General features: G+C 67.3%; 33 protein-coding genes. 15 read left to right on the top strand and 18 right to left on the bottom strand.

The window, feature by feature from the left end; all coding sequences use genetic code 11:
* Positions 1-32 precede the first annotated feature (32 nt).
* Positions 33-1,028, bottom strand: a complete 996-nt coding sequence (locus tag QTH97_RS15275) for a M14 family metallopeptidase (RefSeq protein WP_286569087.1) — start codon at positions 1,026-1,028, stop codon at positions 33-35.
* A gap of 93 nt (positions 1,029-1,121) precedes the next feature.
* Here QTH97_RS15275 and QTH97_RS15270 point away from each other — a divergent pair, with 93 nt between their 5' ends.
* Positions 1,122-1,385, top strand: a complete 264-nt coding sequence (locus QTH97_RS15270; RefSeq protein ID WP_286569086.1) for a hypothetical protein — start codon at positions 1,122-1,124, stop codon at positions 1,383-1,385.
* On the opposite strand, the gene rpe is transcribed toward QTH97_RS15270, so the two are convergent.
* Complete coding sequence (rpe, locus tag QTH97_RS15265) at positions 1,375-2,070, bottom strand: ribulose-phosphate 3-epimerase (protein WP_286569085.1); 696 nt, start codon at positions 2,068-2,070, stop codon at positions 1,375-1,377. The two genes, QTH97_RS15270 and rpe, sit on opposite strands and share 11 nt — an antisense overlap.
* A gap of 44 nt (positions 2,071-2,114) precedes the next feature.
* On the opposite strand from rpe, the gene apaG reads away from it, so the two are divergent.
* The 4 genes from apaG (at position 2,115) to thiL (ending at position 6,038) form a co-directional block, all read left to right on the top strand.
* Positions 2,115-2,510 (top strand): Co2+/Mg2+ efflux facilitator ApaG/CorD, encoded by a 396-nt coding sequence (gene apaG / locus QTH97_RS15260; protein WP_286569084.1) that lies wholly within the window; start codon positions 2,115-2,117, stop codon positions 2,508-2,510.
* A gap of 84 nt (positions 2,511-2,594) precedes the next feature.
* The gene (locus QTH97_RS15255; protein WP_286569083.1) at positions 2,595-3,863 is read left to right on the top strand and encodes a cation:proton antiporter; all 1,269 of its coding nucleotides are present in this window, start codon (positions 2,595-2,597) and stop codon (positions 3,861-3,863) included.
* 59 nt (positions 3,864-3,922) lie between these two features.
* Entirely contained in the window at positions 3,923-5,047 is a 1,125-nt protein-coding gene (locus tag QTH97_RS15250; RefSeq protein WP_286569111.1) for a YbdK family carboxylate-amine ligase, read from the top strand.
* 7 nt (positions 5,048-5,054) lie between these two features.
* The gene (gene thiL, locus QTH97_RS15245) at positions 5,055-6,038 is read left to right on the top strand and encodes a thiamine-phosphate kinase (RefSeq protein WP_286569081.1); all 984 of its coding nucleotides are present in this window, start codon (positions 5,055-5,057) and stop codon (positions 6,036-6,038) included.
* A gap of 2 nt (positions 6,039-6,040) precedes the next feature.
* On the opposite strand, the gene QTH97_RS15240 is transcribed toward thiL, so the two are convergent.
* Together QTH97_RS15240 and QTH97_RS15235 are read right to left on the bottom strand one after the other, a co-directional pair.
* Entirely contained in the window at positions 6,041-7,849 is a 1,809-nt protein-coding gene (locus tag QTH97_RS15240; RefSeq protein WP_286569079.1) for an ATP-binding response regulator, read from the bottom strand.
* The gene (locus QTH97_RS15235; protein ID WP_286569078.1) at positions 7,849-8,469 is read right to left on the bottom strand and encodes a response regulator; all 621 of its coding nucleotides are present in this window, start codon (positions 8,467-8,469) and stop codon (positions 7,849-7,851) included. Before QTH97_RS15235 ends, QTH97_RS15240 begins: the two co-directional genes overlap by 1 nt.
* 121 nt (positions 8,470-8,590) lie before the next feature.
* Between QTH97_RS15235 and QTH97_RS15230 the strand changes: the two genes are divergently transcribed.
* The 6 genes from QTH97_RS15230 to QTH97_RS15205 all read left to right on the top strand — a co-directional run bounded on the left by QTH97_RS15230 (position 8,591) and on the right by QTH97_RS15205 (position 11,336).
* The gene (locus QTH97_RS15230) at positions 8,591-8,860 is read left to right on the top strand and encodes a hypothetical protein (RefSeq protein ID WP_286569077.1); all 270 of its coding nucleotides are present in this window, start codon (positions 8,591-8,593) and stop codon (positions 8,858-8,860) included.
* A gap of 69 nt (positions 8,861-8,929) precedes the next feature.
* Positions 8,930-9,463: a phosphatidylglycerophosphatase A family protein gene (locus tag QTH97_RS15225; RefSeq protein ID WP_286569076.1), complete on the top strand. Its 534-nt coding sequence runs from the start codon at positions 8,930-8,932 to the stop codon at positions 9,461-9,463.
* 5 nt (positions 9,464-9,468) lie between these two features.
* On the top strand, positions 9,469-9,969 hold the full coding sequence (locus tag QTH97_RS15220; protein WP_286569075.1) for a CinA family protein: 501 nt from the start codon (positions 9,469-9,471) through the stop codon (positions 9,967-9,969).
* Positions 9,970-10,023: 54 nt separating this feature from the next.
* Entirely contained in the window at positions 10,024-10,509 is a 486-nt protein-coding gene (locus QTH97_RS15215; protein WP_286569074.1) for a nuclear transport factor 2 family protein, read from the top strand.
* A gap of 20 nt (positions 10,510-10,529) precedes the next feature.
* On the top strand, positions 10,530-10,838 hold the full coding sequence (locus QTH97_RS15210; RefSeq protein ID WP_353655632.1) for a GNAT family N-acetyltransferase: 309 nt from the start codon (positions 10,530-10,532) through the stop codon (positions 10,836-10,838).
* A gap of 120 nt (positions 10,839-10,958) precedes the next feature.
* Positions 10,959-11,336, top strand: coding sequence for a hypothetical protein (locus QTH97_RS15205; RefSeq protein WP_286569073.1), 378 nt, complete (start codon positions 10,959-10,961; stop codon positions 11,334-11,336).
* A gap of 15 nt (positions 11,337-11,351) precedes the next feature.
* On the opposite strand, the gene QTH97_RS15200 is transcribed toward QTH97_RS15205, so the two are convergent.
* The 5 genes from QTH97_RS15200 to QTH97_RS15180 all read right to left on the bottom strand — a co-directional run bounded on the left by QTH97_RS15200 (position 11,352) and on the right by QTH97_RS15180 (position 13,891).
* Positions 11,352-11,771 (bottom strand): hypothetical protein, encoded by a 420-nt coding sequence (locus QTH97_RS15200; protein WP_286569071.1) that lies wholly within the window; start codon positions 11,769-11,771, stop codon positions 11,352-11,354.
* Positions 11,772-11,779: 8 nt separating this feature from the next.
* Positions 11,780-12,133 carry an antibiotic biosynthesis monooxygenase family protein gene (locus tag QTH97_RS15195; RefSeq protein WP_286569069.1) on the bottom strand — a complete coding sequence of 118 codons (354 nt, stop codon included), beginning with the start codon at positions 12,131-12,133 and terminating at the stop codon, positions 11,780-11,782.
* Positions 12,134-12,228: 95 nt separating this feature from the next.
* Complete coding sequence (locus QTH97_RS15190) at positions 12,229-12,714, bottom strand: ASCH domain-containing protein (RefSeq protein WP_286569068.1); 486 nt, start codon at positions 12,712-12,714, stop codon at positions 12,229-12,231.
* Positions 12,711-13,544 (bottom strand): zeta toxin family protein, encoded by an 834-nt coding sequence (locus tag QTH97_RS15185; RefSeq protein WP_286569066.1) that lies wholly within the window; start codon positions 13,542-13,544, stop codon positions 12,711-12,713. Before QTH97_RS15185 ends, QTH97_RS15190 begins: the two co-directional genes overlap by 4 nt.
* The gene (locus QTH97_RS15180; protein WP_286569065.1) at positions 13,541-13,891 is read right to left on the bottom strand and encodes a hypothetical protein; all 351 of its coding nucleotides are present in this window, start codon (positions 13,889-13,891) and stop codon (positions 13,541-13,543) included. The genes QTH97_RS15185 and QTH97_RS15180 overlap by 4 nt, the downstream gene beginning before the upstream one ends.
* Before the next feature lie 244 nt (positions 13,892-14,135).
* On the opposite strand from QTH97_RS15180, the gene QTH97_RS15175 reads away from it, so the two are divergent.
* Complete coding sequence (locus QTH97_RS15175; RefSeq protein ID WP_286569064.1) at positions 14,136-16,490, top strand: TonB-dependent receptor; 2,355 nt, start codon at positions 14,136-14,138, stop codon at positions 16,488-16,490.
* A gap of 67 nt (positions 16,491-16,557) precedes the next feature.
* Here QTH97_RS15175 and QTH97_RS15170 read toward each other — a convergent pair whose 3' ends face one another.
* Positions 16,558-16,923 carry a hypothetical protein gene (locus QTH97_RS15170; protein WP_286569062.1) on the bottom strand — a complete coding sequence of 122 codons (366 nt, stop codon included), beginning with the start codon at positions 16,921-16,923 and terminating at the stop codon, positions 16,558-16,560.
* 117 nt (positions 16,924-17,040) lie between these two features.
* Positions 17,041-17,277 (bottom strand): hypothetical protein, encoded by a 237-nt coding sequence (locus tag QTH97_RS15165; RefSeq protein WP_286569061.1) that lies wholly within the window; start codon positions 17,275-17,277, stop codon positions 17,041-17,043.
* A 108-nt stretch (positions 17,278-17,385) separates the two neighbouring features.
* Between QTH97_RS15165 and QTH97_RS15160 the strand changes: the two genes are divergently transcribed.
* The gene (locus tag QTH97_RS15160; protein ID WP_286569059.1) at positions 17,386-17,895 is read left to right on the top strand and encodes a hypothetical protein; all 510 of its coding nucleotides are present in this window, start codon (positions 17,386-17,388) and stop codon (positions 17,893-17,895) included.
* Between the two features lie 3 nt (positions 17,896-17,898).
* On the opposite strand, the gene QTH97_RS15155 is transcribed toward QTH97_RS15160, so the two are convergent.
* Entirely contained in the window at positions 17,899-19,071 is a 1,173-nt protein-coding gene (locus QTH97_RS15155) for an MFS transporter (RefSeq protein ID WP_286569109.1), read from the bottom strand.
* Positions 19,072-19,123: 52 nt separating this feature from the next.
* Positions 19,124-19,909: a UPF0149 family protein gene (locus tag QTH97_RS15150; RefSeq protein ID WP_286569058.1), complete on the bottom strand. Its 786-nt coding sequence runs from the start codon at positions 19,907-19,909 to the stop codon at positions 19,124-19,126.
* A gap of 128 nt (positions 19,910-20,037) precedes the next feature.
* Between QTH97_RS15150 and QTH97_RS15145 the strand changes: the two genes are divergently transcribed.
* Positions 20,038-20,943 carry a BUD32 family EKC/KEOPS complex subunit gene (locus tag QTH97_RS15145; RefSeq protein WP_286569057.1) on the top strand — a complete coding sequence of 302 codons (906 nt, stop codon included), beginning with the start codon at positions 20,038-20,040 and terminating at the stop codon, positions 20,941-20,943.
* On the opposite strand, the gene QTH97_RS15140 is transcribed toward QTH97_RS15145, so the two are convergent.
* The 5 genes from QTH97_RS15140 to QTH97_RS15120 all read right to left on the bottom strand — a co-directional run bounded on the left by QTH97_RS15140 (position 20,940) and on the right by QTH97_RS15120 (position 23,387).
* Positions 20,940-21,356, bottom strand: coding sequence for a GFA family protein (locus QTH97_RS15140; RefSeq protein WP_286569056.1), 417 nt, complete (start codon positions 21,354-21,356; stop codon positions 20,940-20,942). The genes QTH97_RS15145 and QTH97_RS15140 overlap by 4 nt on opposite strands.
* A gap of 14 nt (positions 21,357-21,370) precedes the next feature.
* Complete coding sequence (locus QTH97_RS15135) at positions 21,371-21,835, bottom strand: SRPBCC family protein (protein ID WP_286569055.1); 465 nt, start codon at positions 21,833-21,835, stop codon at positions 21,371-21,373.
* A 2-nt stretch (positions 21,836-21,837) separates the two neighbouring features.
* Positions 21,838-22,152 (bottom strand): ArsR/SmtB family transcription factor, encoded by a 315-nt coding sequence (locus tag QTH97_RS15130; protein WP_286569054.1) that lies wholly within the window; start codon positions 22,150-22,152, stop codon positions 21,838-21,840.
* Positions 22,153-22,258: 106 nt separating this feature from the next.
* A complete protein-coding gene (locus QTH97_RS15125) occupies positions 22,259-22,660 on the bottom strand; it encodes a putative toxin-antitoxin system toxin component, PIN family (protein WP_286569053.1) in 402 nt (133 codons plus the stop codon).
* Between the two features lie 22 nt (positions 22,661-22,682).
* Positions 22,683-23,387, bottom strand: coding sequence for a glutathione S-transferase C-terminal domain-containing protein (locus QTH97_RS15120; protein WP_286569051.1), 705 nt, complete (start codon positions 23,385-23,387; stop codon positions 22,683-22,685).
* A gap of 117 nt (positions 23,388-23,504) precedes the next feature.
* Between QTH97_RS15120 and QTH97_RS15115 the strand changes: the two genes are divergently transcribed.
* Positions 23,505-24,536, top strand: coding sequence for a methionine synthase (locus QTH97_RS15115; RefSeq protein WP_286569050.1), 1,032 nt, complete (start codon positions 23,505-23,507; stop codon positions 24,534-24,536).
* Positions 24,537-24,557 lie beyond the last annotated feature (21 nt).

The following is a 24,557-nucleotide window of genomic DNA, read 5'->3' as shown; positions in this document are numbered from 1 at the left end:
GATGTAGGAGCAATCTGCCCCACGCGCCCCGATCAGCCCGGCCGCGCCAGATCGCGATCGCTGGTCACGGCGAAATAGAACCACTCGGTGCCCGGCAGGGCCTCGGCATTCGGAAACACGATGAACCCGTCGCGGTCGGCATGCAGCACGCTGCCGTCCTCGCGCACGCCGATGGGCTCGCCGCTGGCGACCGGATCGAAGGTCGCCCACTCACGCACGAACTGGTCGTCCTCGTGATCGCGGTCGGTCACGCTGACCAGGCGCAGCAGCGCGGGCGGCGAGGGTGGCCGGGCTGCGGAGTCGACCTCGATCATGCCCAGCAGCCGCAATGTCGTGAGGATGGCCGCGTGCGCGACATCGGGCGCGGCCGGGTCCCCGTGCTGTCCGCATTCGAGCGTGACGCCGTAGCCGCCGCGGCTGCGCATGTATTCGTTGGTGCCCCAGCCGAAGGCGAGCGCCGCATCGTCCGCCGCTTGCCCGCCCGCGCGCTGCGCGAGCCCCGCGGCATAGATGTCGAGCCAGCCTTCGACGACGCGCGAGGTGCCGAGGTGCAACGCGAGCTGGCCTTCCTCGAAGGCGCGCGCGAAGGGTTCGAGCGTGCCGGTGTTGTCGCGCGGCCCGATCATCGCGAAGGCCTCGCCCTCGCTCTGGAACGAATGCAGGTCGAGCAGCACCTCGTGCCGGTCGAGCAGCGGGCACAGGAGGTTGGTGATGCGGGCCTCGTAATCGGCCGGTTCGTCGCCCGGCCGGGTCGGACGGAACAGGCGGTTGAGGTTGCGCTCGCCCTCGCGCCGCAGCAGGCGCCGTGCGAGCGGGTTCGCGACGGGCACCATGGTCAGTTGCCCGCGCAGCAATTGCAGTGCGCCCGAATCGAGCCCGGCCACCACGCGCTCGATGCCGACAGTGCCGCAGGTCTCGTCGCCATGCACGCCGCCCAGCACGATCAGTCGCGGCCCGGGCTGCAGGGCCGAGAAGCCGTGGATGCGAAGGGTGTCGTTGGCGGCAGGCTCGGTGCGGGGGGCTGTCATCTCGTCGGCCATCCTACAACGCGGCGTAGGCCGGTCCTACCGTGTTTGCCTCCATGGCATGAGACAACACGGGGCATGACACAGGAGCAAGCCATGGCCACCAGCAAGACCCCGGACCCCGCGAAGACCGATTCACTCAAGGACGCGGGCGGCGGCAAGACCAAGGTCGAGCAGGGCGGCGAATCCGCGCCCCGTCTTCCGCACGAGCACGATCAGTCTTCGGACAGCCAGCGGAACCAGGACGGCACGGCGCCTCGCGTGGGCCGCCAGGCTTTCAATGATGTCGAGCGCGGGGTGGTCGACACGGATCGCGGCCCGGAGGCGGACCGCGTCTACAACGACAAGGTCAAGCGTTGAGCGAGGCGTCGAGTTGCTCGCGCATCGCAGTCACAACGCTCGCATAGTCCTTGGCATTGAAGATCGCGCTGCCGGCAACGAAGGTGTCGGCACCGGCGCTGGCAACGCGTGCGATGTTGTCGATCTTGATGCCGCCATCCACTTCGAGCCGGATGTCGCGTCCGGTTTCTTCGATGCGTTTGCGCGCGAGTTCGATCTTCCGCAGCGCCGAATCGATGAAGCTTTGGCCGCCGAAACCGGGGTTCACGCTCATGATGAGGATGAGATCGATCTCGTCGATCACCCAGTCGAGCGCCTCGAGTCCGGTACCGGGGTTGAAGACCAGACCCGCCTTGCAGCCCGCGGCCTTGATGGCTTGGATGCTGCGGTGCATGTGCGGCGAAGCGTCGGGGTGGAAGCTGATGTAGTCGGCGCCCGCTTGCGCGAAAGCCGCCGCCAGCGCGTCGACCGGCTGGATCATCAGGTGCACGTCGATGGGCACGGGCGTGCCGTCGGGCTTCTTCGCGTGCGGCTTGAGGGCCTGGCAGACCATCGGACCGAACGTGAGGTTCGGCACGTAGTGGTTGTCCATGACGTCGAAATGGATCCAGTCGGCGCCGGCCGCGATCACGTCGCTCACCTCGGCGCCAAGGCGCGCGAAGTCGGCAGAAAGGATGGAAGGGGCAATACGGAATGGGCTGCTCATGGGGCCCGATTGTCGCAGGCAGGCGATGGACTACCATCCCTGCGATGACCAGCATTCCGATGACCGTGCAGGTCGAGCCCCGGTTCCTGCCCGAGCAGTCCTCCGCCGAGGACCGCGTCTATACCTTTGCCTACGCGGTGACCGTCACCAACATCGGCAAGGTGGCGGCACAGCTGATCGCCCGGCACTGGATCATCAACGATGCCTCCGGGCACACGCAGGAGGTCAACGGCCTCGGCGTGATCGGCCAGCAGCCGCTGCTGGCGCCCGGAGAATCGTTCCGCTACACCAGCGGCTGTCGCCTGCAGGCGCCGAGCGGTACCATGCACGGCAGCTTCTTCGTGGTGACCGAACACGGCCAACGCTTCGACGTTCCGATTGCCATGTTCGTGCTGGAAGCCGACGCGGGAGGCATGCCCTCCTCGCGCGTGCTGCACTGAGCCCGCTTTTTCCCTTCGAACCATGAACGCCTTGCGCGCTCTGGAAGATTGGCCGGGCCCGAATTTGTTCGAATCTGTTTCCTGATGACATCCTTCCTTCCCAATGATCTGCTGGGCTTCTGGGCCGACTGGGTACGACCCTCGGCGGGATTGCCGACCGTGCTCTGGTCGCTGCTGCTGGCGGCCGCGGCGGCTTCCGGCCACCTGGTGCGACGCTACATGGGGCTGCCCAAGGTGGTCGGCTATTCGATCGTCGGCACCGTGGTCGGCTTCGCCGGCTTCGAGGGCGCGATCTGGCCGCTGCAAGGCATCAGCCTCTTCCTGGTCGAACTGGGGGTCGCGATCGTGCTCTTCGAGTCGGGCGGCCGGTTGCCGCTGCGCTGGTTCCGCCACAACCCGATGGTGCTGGTGCAAAGCCTGCTCGAAGCCACGCTCACCTATTTCGCGGTGTTCTGGGCGCTGCACTGGCTGGGCATTCCCGATCCGGTGGCCAACCCGATCGCGCTGATGGCGATCGTCGCCTCGCCCGCGGTGCTGAGCCGCGTCGTCATCGACACTCGCGCCTCGGGCCCGGTGACCGAGCGCGCGATGACGCTCGCCACGCTCAACACCTTCTATGCACTCGCACTGGGCTATGCGCAGGCCGGGCTGATCGAGCGCGCACCCCTGGGCGTGTTCGACAAGCTCTACCCGGTCGCCGTGGTGCTCGGCATGTCTTTCGTGGTGGGGGCGCTGATGGCGCTGTCGCTGCGCTCGGCCTTGCGCGTGATGAGCCCGACCAGCGAGAACACGTCCATCCTGCTGCTGGCCATCATTGCCGCCGGCGCCGCGCTCGCAGCGCACTTCGGCGGCTCGGCACCGCTCGCGGCGCTGATCGGAGGCGTGCTGCTCAAGGCGCTGAACCCCAAGCCGTGGGCCTGGCCGCGCCAGCTCGGGACCGCGGCTTCGCTGTTGACGATGCTGATGTTCGTGCTGGTCTCGGTCGTGGCTGCGCAGGCCGACTGGAGCCTGCCGGTCGCCAGCGTGGTGCTGACAGTGATCGGCGTGCGCGCCATCGCCAAGGTGGCGGGCATCGCCATTGCCAATCCGGGCAGCGGAGCGAGCTGGAAGCAGGCCTTCTGGGTCGGTTGCGCCATGTCGCCGCTGTCGTCGATCGCGATGCTGATCACGTCCGCTTTCGTCACCGCCTCGCCGCTGCTGGGTGCGATGATCACGCAGATCGCCCTGCCGGCCATCCTGCTCATGGAAGTGCTCGGCGCGGTGATCGCCACCGTCGCCATCCACGGCGCCGGCGAGAGTTCCAGACCCTGGATGCCGGAGGCATTCGGCTCGGCGGAGGAGACGCAGCGATGAGCACTCGAATGATCGACCTGCAACCCGACGGCTCGCCTTCGACGCCGGCGAGCCGCATCGTGCCTCTGGAGCGCTTCAACAAGTCCGTGGCGCTTTCGCTCGGCGTCGAGCTGGAACTGCAGCTTGTCAACACCCACGACTACGACCTCGCGCCCTATGCCGAGGACATGCTGCGGCTGATGGCGCAGACACCCCTGCCCGGCAGCGTGGTGCCCGAGATGACCTCGAGCATGATCGAGATCTCGACCGACGTGTGCCACTCGGCACAGGACGTGATCGCGCAGCTCACGCCGATTCGCGATGCGCTCGTGAAGAACGCCGACAAGCTCAACATCGCAGTGGTCGGCGGCGGTACGCACGCCTTCCAGCAGTGGCACGAGCGGCGCATCTACGACAAGCCGCGCTTTCGCGAGCTGTCGGAGCTCTACGGCTACCTGTCGAAGCAGTTCACCATCTTCGGGCAGCACGTGCACATCGGCTGCCCCGATGCGGATGCGGCCTTGCTGATGCTGCACCGCATGTCGCGCTACATCCCCCACTTCATCGCGCTGTCGGCCTCCTCGCCCTTCGTGCAGGGGCAGGACACGCAGTTCGACTCGGCGCGGCTCAACTCGGTGTTCGCGTTTCCGCTGTCGGGCCGCGCGCCTTTCACCCTGTCGTGGAAGGAGTTCGAGAACTACTTCATGCGCATGACCCGCACCGGCGTCGTGCGCAGCATGAAGGATTTCTACTGGGACATCCGGCCCAAGCCCGAGTTCGGCACCATCGAGATCCGCGTGTTCGACACGCCGCTCACCGTCGAGCGCGCAGCCGCGCTGGCCGGCTACGTGCAGTCGCTCGCGGCCTGGTTCCTGCAGGAGCAGCCTTTCACGCCAACGGAGGACGACTACCTCGTCTACACCTACAACCGCTTCCAGGCCTGCCGCTTCGGGCTGGATGCGCTGTACGTCGACCCGGCCAGCGGCGAGCACATGCCGCTGCGCGACCACATCCTCATGACGATGACGCAGCTCGAATGGCACAGCGAGGCACTCAACGCCACGCAGGCGCTCGCCGAGCTGCGCACCAGTGTCGAGGCCAACCGCAACGACGCGCGCTGGCTGCGCGAGCGGCAGGGCAAGGAGCGCCTGCTGGCCGAAGTGGTGCGCCAGGCGGCGCTGCGCTTCCGCAGCGCGGAGGTGTGAGGACACGATGAGCGTCGCCGGCGAATTCGACCTGATCGCGCGTTACTTCACGCGGCCCGCCCAGCGCTCGCCGTTGGGCGTGGGCGATGACTGCGCACTGCTGGCGCCCACGGCAGGCATGCAGCTCGCGGTGTCGTCGGACATGCTGGTCGAGGGGCGGCACTTTCTCTCCACCGTCGACCCCGCGAAGCTGGGGCACAAGGCGCTGGCAGTCAATCTCAGCGACCTCGCGGCCTGCGGCGCGAAGCCGCTGGCGTTCACGCTCGCGCTGTCGCTGCCGACGCTGGACGAGGCCTGGCTCGAAGGTTTTTCGCGAGGCCTCTTCGCGCTCGCCGATGCGCATGGCTGCGAACTGGTGGGCGGCGACACGACGCGTGGGCCGCTCAACATCTGCATCACGGTGTTCGGGGAAGTGCCCGCGGGGCGTGCCTTGCTGCGCTCCGGCGCGAAGGCGGGCGACGATGTCTGGGTCAGTGGCACGCTGGGCGATGCACGTCTGGCACTGGAGGTGTTTCGCGGCACCCTCGCGCTGCCCGCCGAGTTGTTCGAGTTGGCGCGGGCGCGCATGGAGCAGCCTACGCCCCGCGTTGCGCTCGGGCTCGCACTTCGCGGCATTGCGTCGTCTGCGGTCGATGTCAGCGACGGGCTGGTGGGCGACCTGGGGCATGTGCTGCGCGCGAGCGGTGTCGGGGCGCGACTCGATGCCGATGCCGCCGCGGACCGGCTGGCGCTGTCGGCCCACGCGAACGGCGCAGCGGCAGGCCTGGATCGCGATGCCCGGCGCGCCTGCACCCTGGCAGGTGGCGACGACTACGAGCTGGCTTTCACGGCGCCCGAGTCAGCCCGCAATGCCGTCGAGCAGGCCGGCCGCGCGGCGAACACGACGGTGACGCGCATCGGCCGCATCGAGGCGCAAGCAGGGCTGCGCATCATGGATGCACAGGGCGCACCCGTGGTGCAGCGCTTCGCCGCCTTCGACCACTTCGCCTGAAACTAGCTGGCCGGAACCGGCGCCGCTTCCAGCAGCGCGAACGACGAATCGATCTCGACCTCATTCAGCACGCACATCAGCCCGTGGTAGAGCTGATTGGGCGACACCGGCTTGTGCAGCAGCGGCACACCGGTTGCCCGCGCTTCGCGCAAGCGCTGCGGCGCCGTGTCGCCGGTGATCAGCAGCGCCGGCAGCTTCTTGCCGAACTCCGCGCGCAAGGCGGCGATGGCCTCCGCGCCTGTGCGCAGCTCGCGCAGCCGGTAGTCGCTGATGACCAGCCCCGGCCGATGGGCCCGCGCCAGCGCCTGTGCCTCCTCGATGGAATCGGCGACGTCGCACACGCAGCCCCAGGCGCTGAGCAACTGGCGCATGCCGGCGCGCACGGCCTCGTCGTCGTCGATGACCAATACGCGCACGTCGAAGACCCGCGCGTGCCCCGGCGCGGCTTCGAGCCCGCCGGTGGCGACGCCCATCTGCGCGACGGGCAAGCTCAGGCGGAAGACACTGCCGCGCCGCGGCTGCGAGACGAGCGTCAGCTCATGGCCCAGCGCGCGCGCCAGTCCCTGCGCAATCGCCAGGCCCAGCCCCAGGCCCTTGCGGCGATCGCGCTCCGCATTGCCGAGCTGATGAAACTCGCGAAAGATGTCCTCGTGCTGCGCGGGCTCGATGCCGATGCCCGTGTCCCACACTTCGAGCTGCATCGCGTTGCCGCGCGCCCGGCACGCCACGAGCACACCGCCGGTCTCGGTGTAGCGGATGGCGTTCGAGACCAGGTTGCGAAGGATCAGCGCCACCAGCGCGGGATCGGAGCGCACCGCCACGTGCGTTTCGCGCGAGCGATAGACGATGCCCTTGGCGTCGGCCTGCGGCGCAAGTTCGTTCTCGATCTTGTTGAGCAGCGGCTGCAGATGGAAGTCCTGCATCTGCGGCTCGACCACGCCGGCCTCGATGCGCGAGAAGTCGAGCAGCGTGTCGAGCATCTCGGCGGACGCCTGCCAGGTGGCACGGGCATTGGCGAGCGCGTCGTATTGCGCGGCCGACAGCTTGCTGCGCGCCAGCACCTCCAGGAACAGGCCCTGCGCATGGATCGGTTGGCGCAGGTCGTGGCTGGCCGCGGCGAGGAACCTGGACTTGGCGAGGTTGGCTTCCTCGGCCTTCTGGTGGGCCGCTTGCGCATGCCCGGTTTCCACGCGCAGGCGCTCGATAAGCTCGACGTTCTCGAAGCGCAGGTCGATGGCCGCGCGCGCCGCCCGCGCGCTGTTGCGGGCCTGCCCCAGGAGCGTGACGACGTACAGCGCGCCGGCCACGCCCAGCGCGTTGTAGGCAGGGTCGCCAAGGGTCCACAGCTTGGTCGCGAGCACGACCAGCTCGACCGCGCCGAACGCGATGAATACCGGCAGCACCGGCGCCAGCGACGACATGGAGCTTCCGGCCACGCCCGCCAGCACGGCCACGACGAGGATGCTGCCGGCGACGGTGGTGGTGCCCAGCGTGACCCACGCGAGCGCGCCCCAGATGGCGGCGTCGATGGCGTTCAGCGCGATCTGCCGCCACACGAGCGTGCGCGCGCGACAGAACGAGATCTCCGACGACAGGATGCGGCGCGCGTCCCGCGCCAGGTAGAGCTTCATCAGGATCACGGCGCCGGCCCACGAGCGCAGCGCCAGGGCGTTGTGCTCGTTGGACAGCACCCACACCAGGATCAGCGCGACCAGGATGGTCGGAACCACCGAGCTTCCGATGTTGCCGAGCTGCAACCGCAATTGCTCGACAAGAGTGCGCCCATCGGCCAGGCGCAATGGATTCTTCATCAGGCGACGAGACCCCTGCGGCGCGCGGCGAAACCCGCCTCCGAGCGGCTCGACACCTGCAGGGCCGCGAGCACGGCCTGCACGTGGCCGCGCACGGTGTTCTCCGACAGGTTGAGCCGGCGGCCGATCACCTTGTTGGGCAGGCCCTGGCACAGCAGGTCGAGCACCTCGAACTGACGCGGCGTGAGGAGCTGGCGGGACGCATCGCCGTCGCCGGCCGGCGCCGATGCGTGGGCCGGCGACAGAATCGGCAGCCCCTGGCGCAGTTGCTCGATGATGGCGAGGATGTTGTCCGCCGAATCGGCCTTGGAGACGAAGGCGGCCGCGCCGCGCTCCTGCGCCATCCGCACGTTCTGCGGGCCGGCGTCGGACGACAGGATGACCACCACGGCAGCCGGCCACTTGCGCTTGACCAGCGCGATGCCTTCCAGGCCGTTGAGCCCATGGAGCTGGACATCCAGCAGCACCAGCGCCGGATCGGCCATGGTGCTGCGCATGGCGTCCTCCAGCGACGCCGCCTCGGCCACCTCCAGGTCGGGAATGCCTGAAGCGAGCACCATGCGCAGTCCGCAACGGAACAGGGCGTGGTCATCGACGAGGAGGATTCGGGCGGGGAGCATCAGGCAAATATTCTGCGCGAAGTCCAGCCGGTCCAAATGGACTATTTACCCGCCGGGCGCTTGGCGTGACCATTCAATCCCCGAAGCTCTTTCTCGACGAAATCCTTTCCCCTCCCGCCGAATGAAGCCCCTGATCGAAATCCAGCGCATCGCCGCGGATGCCTATGTCTACCGCATCAACGCCAAAGGCGCGGACGGCCAGGACACGGGCTGCACCTTCGCGTCGCTGGAGCAATGCCTTTTCGACGCGGGCGCTTCGCTGGACCACTACTTCCCGCGCGTGGAGATCAATTTCGAAGGCATGTTCCTCGGTGCCTGCGCCACCGACGCGCTGCGCAGCAATCCCAAGGCGGTGGCGCAGCGCATCGAGCAGCACTTCCAGCCGGCCTGAGCACTGGCGGGCGGCGCCCCGGATGCGCGACACTGTCGCGTCATGCAGTCCGCTCCCCCTTCCGGCGCCATGCCGAGCCCTCCACCGCGCCGTCCGACGGCACGTTTCATGTTCGCGCATCCGGCGCACCTCATCGCGCTCGGCTTCGGCTCGGGCCTGCCGCGCTATGCGCCCGGCACAGTCGGGACGCTGTGGAGCTGGGTCGCCTTCCTGGTCATGCAGCGCTGGCTTTCGCCAGCGACGATCGGCTGGGTGATCCTCGTGTCCCTGCCGGTCGGATGGTGGGCCTGCACCGTGACGGCACGCCACATGAACATCGCCGACCCAGGCAGCATCGTCTGGGACGAGGTGGTCGCCTTCTGGATCGTGCTGTGGCTCGTCATGCCCGGCGGCCTGCTGGCGCAGGTCTTCGCCTTCGCGCTCTTCCGCTTCTTCGATGCCGCCAAGCCAGGGCCGGTGGGCTGGGCCGACCGTCTGTTCAAGCAGCGCGACACGGGAAGCGAGGCCACGCGATGGGGCGCGGCGGGCTTCGGCATCCTCTTCGACGACCTGGTCGCGGCGTTCTGCACGCTGCTGGTGATCGCCGCATGGCGCGCATGGTGAACACGATGAACGACTCGCTCCCCGGACACGACATCCCTGCGCTGGTGCGCCTGCTCGCCGACACGCTTCAGCAGCAGGGGCGAATGATGGCGACCGCCGAGAGCTGCACCGGCGGGCTGATCGCCGGCGCGTGCACCGATCTCTCGGGCTCCAGCAACTGGTTCGAGCGCGGCTTCGTCAGCTATTCGAACGAGGCCAAGACGGAGTTGCTCGGTGTCGATGCCGCGCTGATCACGGCCCACGGCGCGGTCAGCGAAGAGGTGGCGCGTGCCATGGCCGAAGGTGCCGTGGCGCGCTCCCGGGCGCAGGTCGCGGTGGCCGTCACGGGTGTCGCCGGGCCCACCGGCGGTTCGCGCGAGAAGCCGGTGGGCACGGTGTGGTTCGGCTGGTCGGTGGGCGGGCAGGTGCGCACGGAACGCCGCCGCTTCGATGGCGATCGTGCGGCTGTGCGCGCAGCCACGGTCCGGTACGCGCTGCAGACATTGCTCGATCTCACGAAGGACTGAGCCGGAAATGCTCGGCTACGATGGCCGCTTCTGCCTCGGGGCATGAAGGAATCCATGAGCAACGAACAAACCATCCGCCGCTTCTACGACGCCTTCTCGAAGCTCGACGCCGACACCATGGCCGCCTGCTATGCGCCGGATGCCAGCTTCGACGACGAGGCCTTCTCGCTTCGCGGCGCGCGAGAGATCGGCGGCATGTGGAAGATGCTGTGCAGCGGCACCCGGGCCAAGGGCGCCGCGGTCTGGAAGCTGAGCTACCGCGACGTACAGGCCGATGCCCGCACCGGCCAGGCGCACTGGGACGCGCACTACCTGTTCAGCGCGACCGGGCGCATCGTCGACAACGCGATCGACTCGCGCTTCACCTTCACGCCCGAGGGGCTCATCGCCACGCAGCGCGACCGCTTCGATTTCTGGCGCTGGTCGCGGCAGGCTCTCGGCGCGCCGGGCCTGCTGCTCGGCTGGTCGCCGCTGCTGAAGAAGAAGGTTCGTGCCACCGCGGCGGCGAACCTCGCGACCTTTCTCGCACGCACATCCTGAATCCACCACACGAAGAGCGCATGACCGACATCACGATCACCAACAAGCCCGAACTGCACCGCTACGAGGCCACCATCGGCGGCGAACTCGCGGGCTACTGCGAATACAACCTGCTGAGCGAAGCGATCATGTTCACCCACACCGAAGTGCTGCCCGCGCACGAAGGCAAGGGCGTCGGCTCGGCCATCGCGCGGCACGTGCTCGACGAGGCACGCACGGACGGCAAGCACGTGATCCCTGTCTGCCAGTTCATCGCAGGCTGGATTCGCAAGCACCGCGACTACGCCGACCTGGTGCGCGCGGACGTGCAGAGGGCTTTCAAGATCTGAGATCCTGGTTCCGCCCGGAACCATTACCAGTTTTGATGACGACAACGCGACGGCGCGGCCCGATCGTGTCGTTCGGTTGCAAGCATTGGCAACCGTTCGAACTCACGAAGGAGGTATCTCATGCTCCGCATCGCAGCAGTCGTTGTCGCCGGCCTGGTTGCAGGCCCATGTCTCGCCCAATCCGAACTTGAAGGAAACTGGACGGCCACGTACGCCACGCAAACGGGCGTTCAGCGCGAGGTCCGTGTCTCCATCAAGGGGGAGGAGGGCACATGGAAGATGGCCACCGCAAGGACCAATCGCGAGGACCCGTGTCCCGCCCTGGCCGTCCCGTTCACCATCTCCAGGAACGACGATGTCTATGCCTTCGCGATGTCGCCTTCCAAGGCCATGGCCGGATGCGGATCGGACTACACACTGAGAGTCCGCAAGGTGGACGACAGGACGTTGAAGGGGAGTTTCCGTGACGGCCGGGAGTACGTCCTGCTGCGAAACTGAGCGATCGCGTGCCGGCTAGGTCCACCGGACCGTCAGCACGGATGCCGGCTGCACCCCGAAAGCCCGGTGGAACAGGCCCGGCCCCCAGATGACGAAGTCGCCATGGCGGCGCAAGGTGTGGACGAGCGTCGCTTCCGGCGCGAAGTCCGCAGCGAATGAGAACTCGATCCTGAACTCGCTGGCCGGGCTCACCAGGATGGACATGGTGCGGCCGTCGCTCAACGGCTTGGGCTCGCCATCGGGATTCCCTGCGGGGTGGGAGAACCACTTGACGCACAGCCCGGTGGAAGCCTCGTCGACCGGGACATGGCGAAGTCCGCCGGCACGTCCCCGGGTCCAGTCGCTGAAGCCGATGAACCAGCCGGTGCCACCGGTGTTCACTTCACCCGCATTGCCGAACTCGACGTGTGGTTCGAGATGGTGCTTCGACCGCATGCCCGGACTCAGGCGGCTTCGCCCAGGCATCCCAGTGCCGCGGTGATGCTCAGCACCTGCACGCTGTCGGGCAACTCGATCAGGAACTCCGCGTCCCGCTCGAGATGGTGGATGCGGCGCGGGTCCTTGCCGGCGAAGCGCGACATGGCATCGACGCTCTCCCAGTACGAAATGGTCACGAACTCCGTTTCGCCCTCACGGTCCTCGCGGAACATCTGCACGCCGAGCGCCTTTTCGGCGAGCGGCTTCACGCCGACGTCGTACAGGTAGACCGCGTAGGCATCGGCCTTCGCGGCGGTGGTGCGCCCGCGCCAGATGCGGGCGATGGTGGGGCGAAGGCTGACGTCCGTCGTTGCGGCCATGGGAGCGGCTCCTTGTCGTCGCGTTGCGAAAGTCGCAGTGGTAACGCACGAGGCCTGGCGCGTCAATCAGGGCGCCAGCCCGCTGCCCGATCCGATCAAGCCCCGACTCTGTAGACGACCCTGAAGCGCTCGCACGCCACGGGCATGTCGAGGCTGCGTTCCCGGCCCAGGCGTACGCACTCGCGACCGAAGTAGGCCCAGTGGACCCGGCGCCAGTACGCCAGCGACCCATCGCCTTCGCCCTCCCTCGCGGCGAACTCGGCGCTGACCTGCTCGTAGGGCAAGACCTCGACCGCCTCCGTCTCGATGATGCACGCCGGCGCTCCATCCCAATAGGTGACGACGCTGAGGGCGCCGGGCCACGGCGGCGAGGCGCCTGCGCTCTCGAAGGACCAGACCAGGCTGGCGGTGGCCCGTTTCACCCCCGCGAGCACGAGGTCCGCGAGGGCGTTGGCATCGGCCTCGTTGTCGTCGAAGTGGAAGGCCTCGAAGAACCGCTCGGAGCAGTCTTGTCCGGCCTGGGCGCAGAACGCGTCCCAGGTCGCGGCGATGCTGGCGGGCATGGCGGGGGGAATGGTCATGTCGATCGCTCCGGTGTGCCGGAGGGCGCCGCCGGCTCTTTGGCCGCAGGCTTTTCAGGCTTGGCCGTGCGAGTCCGCCTCGGCCTGAACGGCCCGGCCACCTTCTCCAGCCACGGGTCGCACACCGCCCGCAGTTCGGGGTCGGCCTGGAACTGCGGATCGCGGGCATCGAACAGGACGGACCTTCTTTTCTGGGCGCGCACGAGGGTGAAGGCGTTCTCCTCCTCCCTGCTGTTGTCGAACATGAGCGTCATGTCCGCCAACGGTGCCGCGTGGCCGACCGCCGCCTGCGTCCGGGGGAACCGGGAGACGAGCTTCGCGCGGTCCACGTCATGGCCGCCCTGCTGCTTGCGCGTGCTGACGCGCAGCACCGAGAAGTCGGCGGAGGTCAGGCCGACGAAGAGCAGCACGACGTAGTAGCCGGCTCGCTGCATGGCACGGATGTCGTCGGCCTTTGATTCATGGCGGCCGTCCGGCAACGGCTTCCAGTGCGAGAACACGGTCTCGAAGGCGAAGGGCATGCGCTGGTCCATGACGAGGCGCTTGAAGACGCGCACGCCTTCCTGCGAAAGGATCTGCCACCGGACATCCTCGTCGCGCAGTTGCTGCGCCCAGCCCGGAATCCGGCCGGTCTTCGGATCCGGGTCCGGCAGGATCGACAGCATCATGCGATCGGCGTTGACGAGCGGGATCCTCAGCGACCCTGCGAGCCGCGTGTACCACATGGTCGACTTGCCGGAGCCGTTGTGGCCGGCGAGCACGAAGGCGACGGGCCGCGGCCCCTGCGTCTGCCGGAGCAGCGCTTCGAGGCTCGGCGGCCGGCGGGTCACTCTTTGACCGGACGGAACTTGCCGTCGACCACGCGGCCGATCACGCGCGTGCCGTCGGCGGCCTCGCGCACGACCTTGGTCGGGTCCTTCGCGTAGGCGGCGTAGGAGTAGATCTTTCCGGCGTTCGGGCCGCGGAAGACGACCGAGCGGTCGATGCCGGGCTTGTTCAGCGCCCGCGCGGCCTTCTTCACCAGCACGGTGGTGTTGTCCTCGGGGCGCACGGGAACCTTGGCGGACTTGCCCACCTTCACCAGCGCCATGCCGCGGCCCAGGGTCGCGACCGAACGGCCCTGGACCAGGTCGCCGGCTGCGCCGTCGCGTCCGTCAACGTTTCTTGCTCTTGCCATCCGCGCATGATCGCTCAGTTTGGGCGCTCCCGTTTTCGAATCAAGCGATGCGCCGGTACAACAGGCAATTTAGGAAACGAGAATCCAGAAGGATTTTTGGTAAGCAAATGCGCCGATGATGTTGAGACTGATTATCATTTGGGCACTTCGGGGCCGTACGCGCCCCTGGGTCTCGTAGCCACTCCGACCGTCAGGACCAGCCAAGGGAGACCAGCCCCTTCTGTTCCTGCCTTTTGGAGATTTCATGGCGTACATCAAGAGTCGCAAGCATTCGCCTGCGCGCTACCTTCCCAGCCGCGCCGCCGCCGGCGCCACCGCCACCATCGTGGCCCTCGGCGCCTCGATGACGGCCCATGCCCAGTCCACGCTCTCGGAGGTCCGCGTCGAAGCCGCGTCGGACTTCAAGGTCGACGAGTCGGGTTCGTACAAGATCACTGCGCCGCTGCTGGACACGCCCAAGTCCATCACGATCATTCCGCAAGAGGTCATCCGCCAGACGGGCGCCACCTCGCTCGTCGACGCGCTGCGCACGACGCCCGGCATCACCTTCGGCGCCGGCGAAGGCGGCAACCCGGTCGGCGACCGCCCCTTCATCCGCGGTTTCGATTCGCAGAGCGACATCTTCGTGGACGGCGTGCGCGATGCCGCGGCCCAGACGCGCGAGATCTTCAACGTCGAATCCGTGGAAGTCATGAAGGGCCCGAGCTCGGCCTTCGGCGGACGCGGTTCGGCGGGCGGCTCGGTCAACATCATCAGCAAGGCCCCCCAGGCGCAGAACTTCTTCACCGGCACCGTGGGCCTGGGCACCGATTCGTTCAAGCGCGGCACGATCGACCTGAACCGGGTGCTGTCCGACGGTGTCGCGGCCCGCCTGAACCTGGTCGATTTCGAGACCGACATCGCCGACCGCGGCCCGGTCAACCAGAAGCGCTGGGGCGTTGCACCGTCGGTGACCTTCGGCCTCAATTCGCCGACCAAGCTCACGCTCAGCTACTACCACTTCCAGTCGGACGACCTGCCTGATTCGGGCATCCCCTACAACAACCCCTTCACGACCGGCGCGAACGTGGCCCGCAACGGTGATGGCCAGCCCGTGGCGGTGCCGCGCGGCACCTACTACGGCCTGGTCGATCGCGACTACCAGAAGACCAAGGCGGATTCCGGCACGATCGACTTCAGCCACGACTTCGGCAATTCGATGCTGCTGCGCAACGTGACGCGCTACAGCTCGTCCAGCAACGACTACATCTGGACGCAGCCGGACGACAGCCGCGGCAACTTCCTGCTGAACGGCACGGTCTGGCGGCGCCCGAACAACCGGATCTCCGACACCGACGCGTGGGTCAACCAGACGAGCCTCACCGGCAAGCTGGAAGCCGCCGGCTACAAGCACAGCTACGCAGGCGGCGTGGAATTCGGAAACGAGAAGACCACCAAGAGCAACTACCTGTTCCAGAGCGGCTTCGGCGCACCGTACGAAACCTATCCGCGCACCACGATCACCGGCGCGAACTGCTCGGTCGGCGCGGGCGCCGTCAGCAACTACAACTGCACGACGCTGTTCAACCCGAACCCGTACGACCCGTGGAACTACATCATCACGCAGTCGCCGGCCTCGACGAACGTGAAGACCGACACGAAGTCGGTCTATGCCTTCGACACGATGGACATCAACGAGCAGTGGTCCGTCAACCTCGGCCTGCGCTGGGATGACTACTCGACCACCTCCGTGACGCCCGCGTACCGCGCCCCGGTCGTGACGACGGCCACCATCCCGAACAACTCGGCCGCGGGTTCGACCACGGTCAGCGTGCCTGTCGGCGGCCTGGTGCCGCCGCTGGAGCTCCGGAACAAGTCCAACTTCCTGAACTACCAGGCAGGCCTGATCTACAAGCCGGCGCCGAACGGCAGCGTCTACATCTCCTACGGCACATCGTCGACGCCTCCGGGCAATGACGCAGGCGACGGCGCCGACGGCATCACGGCGGCCATCCGCAACCTGGAGCCGCAAGACAGCCGCAGCGGCGAAATCGGTACGAAGTGGGAAGTCCTGGACCGCAAGCTGGTGCTGACCTCCGCCATCTTCCAGACCAAGATGAACAATGCCCGCGTCGTCGCACAGGACGGCTCGACGCAGAACGTCGGCAAGAAGGACGTGAAGGGCATCGAGTTCGGTGCGGCCGGCGCCATCACCCGCGAGTGGCAGGTGTTCGGCGGCTACCAGTATCTGGACTCGGAGCTCGCCAACAACGGCTTCGTGTCGGGCGCGCCGTCGCCCTTCAACGGCAACGTGTTCCCGAACACCCCGCGCAACAGCGCGACGCTGTGGACCACCTACATGATCATGCCCGGCCTGACGATCGGCGGCGGCGCGACCTACGTGGGCATGCAGTACGGCAACGTGAACAACACGAAGTGGATTCCGTCGTACATCAAGTACGACGCGATGGTCAGCTACGTGGTCAACAAGAACTTCAGCCTGCAGCTGAATCTGAACAACCTGACCAACGAGTACTACTTCGACAAGGCCTACGCGTCGCACTACGCGACGGTCGGCGCCGGTCGTTCGGCCACCTTGACCGGGACCTTCTCGTTCTGATCGGGCGGTCACTCACCTGACGAAAGGGCGGCCCCGCGGGTCGCCCTTTTTTTTCATCGCCCGACGCTCAGTCCCGATCGCCCCGGCCATCCCAGTCACGACCGTGGTGATGCCGGTGGCGCCACCGCTCGCCTCGTCCATCGTAGTAGGGCGCCGGCGGCCCGTAGTACACGGGCGCAGGCGCATAGTAGGCGGGCGGGGGCGGCCGCTGGTAATACACCGGAGGCGCGGGCTGGTAGTAGATCGGCGCCGGACGCGAATACACGGGTGCGGGCTCGTAGTAGACGGGGGCCGGCTCGGCGACGCCGACAGCCACCCCCGGGACGTTGATGCCGACCGACCAGTTCACCTCGGCGTTCGCCGACGCGGCGGCGAAAAGTGCGCCGGTCGCAATGGCGGCAGCGGCCCACTTCGGGAAGGAATTGAAATTCACTGAGACTCCGGAGGCAGCGAAGGCCGCCCTATGCACTCCATAACGTGCGTCGCTCCGGAGAGGCGGACATAGGCTCTGTGAAGTTGGTTGCCAAACGTCAGCAACCGTGAAGAGCCTTCAGTCGCAACGATAGGTGACTTCGCCCGTCGGCACGCCCGGCCCCTTGGGCCCCACGAAGCGCATCGGCGCGCCGAAATTGCGGCAGTAGGCTTCCGCCTCTTGCGCGGTGGGCGACTTGAACACGCCGTCGCCGAGCCAGGTCACCCGGGGCGCGGACCGCGACGCACAGGCGGCAACCAGCGTCGCGAGGATCAAAATGGAGAGCGTGGCGAGACGGCGCATCGGAAAGGACATGGCAGCGAGCCTGTAAGCAGGGAGCCCGCGACTTTACCGACTTCCGACACCAGGGAAGCCACTCGTCCGACAGCCGCCCCCTGCTCGAACCTGCACAGTGAGGCCATCATGGAACATCGAGCCGGCATTCCGATGAAGATGCTGTGCACCATCGCACTGGGGTGCGTCCTGCTCGCAGGTTGCGCGAGCGATCCGTCGCGCGTCCAGCCCGGCACCCCTCGCGAGCAGGTCCTGCAGCAACTGGGCGGCCCGACCGCGATCTATCGCACGCCCACCGGAGAACGCCTCCAATACTCGCGCGGGCCCGCCGGCTTCCAGGTGAGCAATATCGATATCGATTCGGCAGGCCGCGTCTATTCGGTGCGGCAGGAACTTGACGAAGGCCTGTTCGCCAGCACCATCAAGCCCGGCGAATGGCGCGTCGAGGACGTGCTCTTCACCTATGGCCGGCCGTACCAGCAGACGCGCGTGACTTCGTTCAACGGCACGGTCTGGTCGTGGCGGTACCTGCAGATCAACAATCGGCGCTTCCTCTACATCTACGTCGATCCGACGGGGCGGGTGGATCACTACAACGTCGGCGACGACCTGGAGTTCGACCGCCGGCGTTGGTGGTGAAGGCTACGCGCCGGGCCCAGGCAGCCGGGCGAATGCCACTGTCGCGGTGACCAGCAGCACGGCGATGGTCGCGAGCACCGCACTGTAGGGCTCGATGCCGTGCGCGATGGCGATCGAAGCCGCCACGCCGGTGACCCACTGCATCAAGGCCACGCCGAGGAACATCGCCATCGTGAACACGGCCATTGCACGGCCGGTGATGGCCGCCGGATACGCGACCCGCACGTCGGCGTACTGCCAGACGATGAAGCCCGACAGCAGCCCGATCAGGATGGTGCCGCCGACGTCGATCCAAGCCGAGGTGAAGAAGGCGATGGCGAGGAACAGGCCCGCATACGCGAGGCTGCAGGCCACGATGCGCCGGCGCCGCACCGGTCCGTCGCGGTCCAGCCGGCCGAAAAGCGGCGGCCCGAAGAGCGAGATCACCGAGACGATCAGCGCCACATTGCCGCTCTGCACGAGCGAATAGCCGTGTCGCTCGATCAGCAAGGGTCCGAGCCAGAGGCCGCGCAGCGAAATGAAGGCCGCGTAGGTCACGGCGCCGAGCACCATGATGCCGAGCGTGTGCGGCATGGCGAAGAGCGACCCGAATTGCCGCAACGCGCCCAGCAGCGACTCCCGGGGCTGCGTGCCCTGCGGTGCCGGCTCGCGCACCCACCAGAGAATGGACAGCCACGCCAGCGCCGAAGCCACGGCCAGCATGACGAAGCCCATGCGCCACGAGTGCTCCTGCACCAGCCATGCGAGCGGTGTGCCGGTGAGCAGCATGCCGATACCGCCGATGCCGAGCACCAGCCCCGACACCGAGGCGAAGCGAGCCGCCGGAAAGTGCCGCGCGATGAACACGGTGCACACAAGAAAGGCCGGCGCGCAGCCGACGCCGATCAGCACCTGCCCGCCCACCAGCACGAGGTAGTTCGTCGAGACAGCCGAGAGCACCGCACCGACGATGGCGAGCGGAAAGGCGGTGAGCACTGTGCGGCGCACGCCGTGCAGGTCGATCCCGATGCCCATGAAGAGTTGCATCGCGCCGAAGGCGAAATGGAAGGCGCCCGAGAAAACACCCAGCGCCTGCGCCGACAGCTTGAACTCCGCCTGCAACTGGCTCGCCATGATGGCGCCGACCGTGCGGTAGGCCTGGCTCAGCGCGAAGGCCGTGCACAGCGCCAGGACCATGGTCCAGGCGGTGCGCGCCGAAAGCGCGGCTGGCGTGCGGTTCAGCGAGGCCTCAGCCGGCACCGTGGCACTTCTTGTATTTCTTGCCGCTGCCGCAAGGGCAGGGATCGTTGCGGCCGGGCGTCGCTTCCTTGCGGATCGTTTCCACACGCGGACCCATGCTGCGCCAGAGTTGACGCAGGTCGTACACCGCCCAGATGGCGGCGCCGAAATCATCGACGCGCTCCTGGCTCACGCTCGGCGGGCCGTCCTCGGCATACATCGAGACCACGGGCTTGCCCTTGTCGTCCTCGGTGAGGGTGACGATCGCGTCGAGCGCCTCGTCGAGCATCTGCGCGGCTTCCTTGTCGCGCGGCGGCGCCCAATCGTCGGGCCAGTTCTCCACCGCGAACATGAAGCCGAGCGCCCAGACCTGCGCGAAGGACGGGATGGCCTCGCCCTCCATCCCTGCGCGCTCTTCCTCCGGCAAGGCGGCAATCGCGCCACGCGTGTCCAGCACCTCGGGCTGCCAGGTGCGCTCGTCGTCCAGTGACTGCACGTCGGCATCGAGACCGGTCTCGATCTCGCGCCAGCGCCGCTTCCAGCGCCAGATGAATTCCATGTGCCTTGCCGGCACGAAGCCGTCGCCCAGCAGCATGGGCCAGTATTCGGAAGGCTCGATCGGCCGGCGCGAGCAGACCAGGGCAGCCATGAAGCCCTCGCAGAATTCCCATTGCGGGATCTCCTCGTCCTGCTCGCGCATGGCGTCGAGGGCGTGGTCGAGGGCGTCGAAATCGTCGGGGCCGAGCGGTGCGTTGTCGGGGTGGGCGGGGGTCGGGGTGTCGGCTTGGGTTGTCATGGCATGGGAAGGCAGCCCTCTATGATGCAGCAAGGTTCCCGGAGACCCCTTATTTCTACCCTGATGATTCCGCCGTTTCCGGCGCGTTACACCGCCCCTGCGCTGGGCGCGGCTCTGCCCCTACCCCTATGAATTCAGTGAGACGGGGCGGGTCGACCCGCGTCCAGATGCGCAAGAGCATGGCGTCGGCCCCGGCGCCGCTCGAACCGGGCGCGCCGCCGCCGCAACCCGAGGACTACGCGGAGTTCCTCCGCATCACGCTCCCGCAGCAGGCGAAACTGGTGGCGAGCCACCGCTTCGGCAACGAGCGCGTGTGGCTCAAGAAGGCCGGCCCGCGCCACGGCAAGCTGCGCTACCACCTGCTCGCGGCCATCGCGGGCACCTTGAGGCTCGACGTGCTGTCGCCGGTGCCCAACCCGGGCGGCGAGGCCGCGATCGAGATCGAGGCGCGCCGGCTCAAGGCGCTGGGCGACGCCGGGCTGCGCGTGCCATCGGTGCTGGCGCAGCAGCCGGACGGGCTGCTGATCTCCGACCTGGGCGAGAGCGGCCGCCCTTCCGTGGTGCTGCAGGAGCGGCTCGACCAGGCCGCCGCCGCGGGGCCAGCTGCGCTGCTCGCGGTGTGGCACGAAGGGCTCGCCGCGATCGCGACTGTGCACGCGCACGGCGCGTACCTGAGCCAGGCCTTCGACCGCAACATGGTCCGGTGCCCGGACGGCGCCATCGGCTACATCGACTTCGAGGACGACCCGGGCGAGACACTGCCGCTGGCCGAATGCCAGGCGCGCGACTGGCTCAGCTACCTGCATTCCACCGCGATGCTGGTCGACGCCGCATCGCCGCACGCGGCCGCATCCCACTGGCACGGGGTGCTGGCCGATGCCAGCGACGAGGTGCGCGCGCGACTCGCCGTCGCGGCGCGGCGCATGCGATGGCTGCGGCACCTGCCTTCCGGCCGGCGCTGGGGACGCGACACCCAGCGCGTGCGCGCGGTGGCGAGCCTGCTGGCGCGGTGGTACGGCAGCGAGTCGCGCTAGCCGGCCGGCATCCGCTCGAATGCCTGCAGCGAAGGATCGATGGCGTCCCACGCCACCCCGCGCTCGCTGTAGGTGAGGACCTGCGGCACGAACCGTTCCGGGTCGTCCAGGCTGCCCGCGTGGACCGCGATCAGGTCCGGCATCGCGACGAAGCTCAGGTAGACCGGCGTTCCGCAGACCGCGCAGAAGGAGTGCACCTTCGCGTTGCCGCTGTCGCCTGCGACCTGCCAGTGCGTCGCCTCGCCAGTGATCGTCATCTCGGCGCGCGCCGGAAAGGTCAGGTAGGAGCCGTGCCCGGTGCCGCTTCGCCGCTGGCAATCGCGGCACTGGCAGTGGTTCTGGAAGACGGGCGCGTGCCTGGTTGCGTAGCGGACTGCGCCGCACGCGCATCCGCCGGTATAAGGCTGGCCCATGAACAACTCCTGGTTCAAGCCGCTTTCGGCTTGGCGAAGACATCGATGCCCTGCCCCGTTTCCAGCAGGGACTTCAGGCTCGAAAGAACGATCGGCCAGCCCTGCTGGATGCCCTTGGCCATTCCGCTGCCGGCCTCGAGTTCGTCGTGGGTCACGGTCAGCCGCACCATCTCTTCGTACGCCTCGATGTCGAAGCTCACGCGGCTGTAGCTGGCCGGATCGGCGGCCTGCGAAGCGTTCGCCCACGTGATGACCAGGCGCGTCGGCGGCGCGACCTCGACGACCTTGCCGACTACCTGCACCGTGCGCTGGTCGTTGGCGCGCACATGCTCCCAGGTCGATCCGGGCTTCCAGCCGGAGACGTTCTCGTGGCCCCAATAGCGCCGCGCGATCTCCGGTTTCGTGATGGCCTCGAACACCTTTTCCGGCGTCGAGCGGATGTAGGTCACATAGACGAAGCTGGTCTTCTCGTTGCTCACAGTCAATCTCCTTCGAGTTCGTTCTTCAGGTCGTGCAGCAGGCTGAGCCGCTGGCGTTCGAATTTCCGCACCCACCGCTCGTAGACCTCGTGCAGCGGCACCGGGTTGATGAAATGCAGCTTCTCCCGGCCGCGCCATACCGTGCTCACCAGATTGGCCGCCTCGAGCATCCCGATGTGCTGGGTGGCCGATTGCCGCGACATGTCCAGGTGCTCGCAGAGCTGGCCCAGAGTCTGCCCGTTCCGCTCGAAGAGCAGGTCGAGCAGCTTCCTGCGCGTCGGATCGCCCAGCGCCTTGAAAACCTTGTCAGCGTCCATCCGTCGTATTCATGTGCGGGGAATGATATGCAGGCAAATACCTGCATGTCAAGCAGTGCATCGGCCTGCGTCCAGCGATGGCTCGCCGAGCCGATGGATTGCGGACCTAGTCGCGCGACACCGCAACGCCCAAGGCCGCCAGGCGCTTGCGCATCGACAGCACCGCACGGTCCTTGCTCAGAAGCCGGGCGCGATGAGCCACCGCGAGGTCGATGAAGATCTGGTCGTCCGGATCGCGGCAAATGCATGACGCGCGGCCGGGCACGCCGTCGACCACCTTCGCCTGCGCATCGAAAGCCGCAAGGACTTCTTCGGCGTCCCGCCCCTTGGCGGCGAGGCGCTCGACGATCAGGGGATAGTCCAGCACACGCGCGAGTTCATCGCGCATCGCACGGGTGGCGAGCCAGCTCAGCTCGCCGGCCGCCAGTGCCGCGGCCAATGGCGCACGCTCGGGGTCATCGAACACCAGCAGATCCAGCACGATGTTGGTGTCGAGGACGATGGTCATGCCGGATGCGCGCGCTCAGCAGTCAGCCGCGACGCGGAATGCCCAGGCCCTTGACCACCGCAGGTCGGGCCACGAAGGCCGCGAGCACGCGATTCACGTTCGGAAAATCCTGGATGCCCACGAGATCGCCCGCCTCATAGAAGCCGACGAGATTGCGCACCCACGGGAAGGTGGCGATGTCGGCGATGGTGAAGTGATCGCCCATGATCCAGGCGCGGCCCTTCAGGCGCTGCTCCAGGACGTTGAGCAGGCGCTTCGATTCGGCGACGTAGCGGTCGCGCGGGCGCTTGTCCTCGTAGTCCTTGCCGGCGAACTTGTTGAAGAAACCGAGCTGGCCGAACATCGGCCCGATGCCGCCCATCTGGAACATCAGCCACTGGATGGTCTCGTAGCGACCCGCGGCGTCCTGGGGAATGAGCTTGCCGGTCTTGTCGGCGAGGTAGATGAGGATGGCGCCCGATTCGAACAGCGCCAGCGGCTTGCCGCCCGGCCCGTGGGGGTCGAGCATGGCCGGGATCTTGTTGTTCGGATTGAGCGAAAGAAACTCCGGCGACATCTGGTCGTGCGTCTCGAAGCTCACCAGATGCGGCTCGTAGGCCAGGCCTGTCTCTTCCAGCATGATCGACACCTTCACGCCGTTGGGCGTGGGCAGCGAATAGAGCTGGAGCTGGTCCGGATGCTGGGCAGGCCATTTCTTCGTGATGGGGAAAGCGGACAGGTCGGTCATGAGTCGATGCGTCTTCGGTTCGGGATGGGCGTGCATTCTGTCCCAGGTGCGCGCCGGCTGCTTGTTCGCTACGCTCTGCCCCTGTTTTCCCTCGCCTTGATTTTTCGGAGACACCCCATGACCCGTCCCCTCTTCAGCTCGACCATCGCGGGCAGCCTGCCCAAGCCGGCGTGGCTGGCCGAAACCCACAAGCTCTGGCCGCAATGGAAATCCGAAGGTGCCGAACTCGCGCAGGCCAAGGCCGATGCCACGCTGTTGTGGATCAAGGCTCAGGAAGATGCCGGCCTCGACGTGATCGGCGACGGCGAGCAGTCGCGCCAGCATTTCGTGCATGGCTTTCTCGAACAGGTCGAGGGCATCGACTTCGAGCACAAGGTCAAGATGGGCATCCGCAACAACCGCTATGACGCGATGGTGCCGCAGGTGGTGTCGGAGCTGCGGCTCAAGGGCCGGGTGCATGCGGCCGAAGCCCGGCTGCTGCGGGCCCACACCACGCGCAAGATCAAGTTCACGCTGCCCGGGCCGATGACCATCGTCGACACCGTGGCCGACCAGTTCTACGGCGACCGCGTGAAGATGGCGATGGCCTTCGCCGACCTGCTGAACCAGGAGGCGCACGCACTGCGCGCCGATGGCGTGGACATCATCCAGTTCGACGAGCCCGCCTTCAACGTCTACATGAAGGACGCCGCCGACTGGGGTGTGCAGGCGCTGGAGCGCGCCGCGCGGGGACTGACCTGCACCACGGCCGTGCACATCTGCTATGGCTACGGCATCAAGGCCAACGTCGACTGGAAGGCATCGCTCGGCGAGGAATGGCGCCAGTACGAGGAGGTGTTCCCGGCGCTGGCGAGGAGCAGCATCGACCAGGTGAGCCTGGAGTGCTTCCACTCGCACGTGCCGCCGCACTTGATGAGCCTGCTCGACGGCAAGGACGTCATGGTCGGCGTGATCGACGTGGCGAGCGACACCGTCGAGACACCCGATCAAATTGCGGACACCATCGGACAGGCCCTGCAGTACGTGGCCAAGGGAAGACTGCTGCCGTGCACGAACTGCGGAATGGCTCCCATGGACCGGGACATCGCCTTGAAGAAGCTGCAGGCGCTGGCCGAAGGCGCCGCGCTGGCCCGCAAGCGCTACGGCTGAAGACCCCTGCGGCACAGGGCC

It is taken from the genome of Variovorax gracilis, from assembly GCF_030317115.1.
In the GTDB taxonomy this organism is placed as follows: domain Bacteria; phylum Pseudomonadota; class Gammaproteobacteria; order Burkholderiales; family Burkholderiaceae_C; genus Variovorax; species Variovorax gracilis.
Note: the sequence above shows the minus strand (reverse complement) of the source record. Positions and strands in the feature narration are given on the sequence as shown.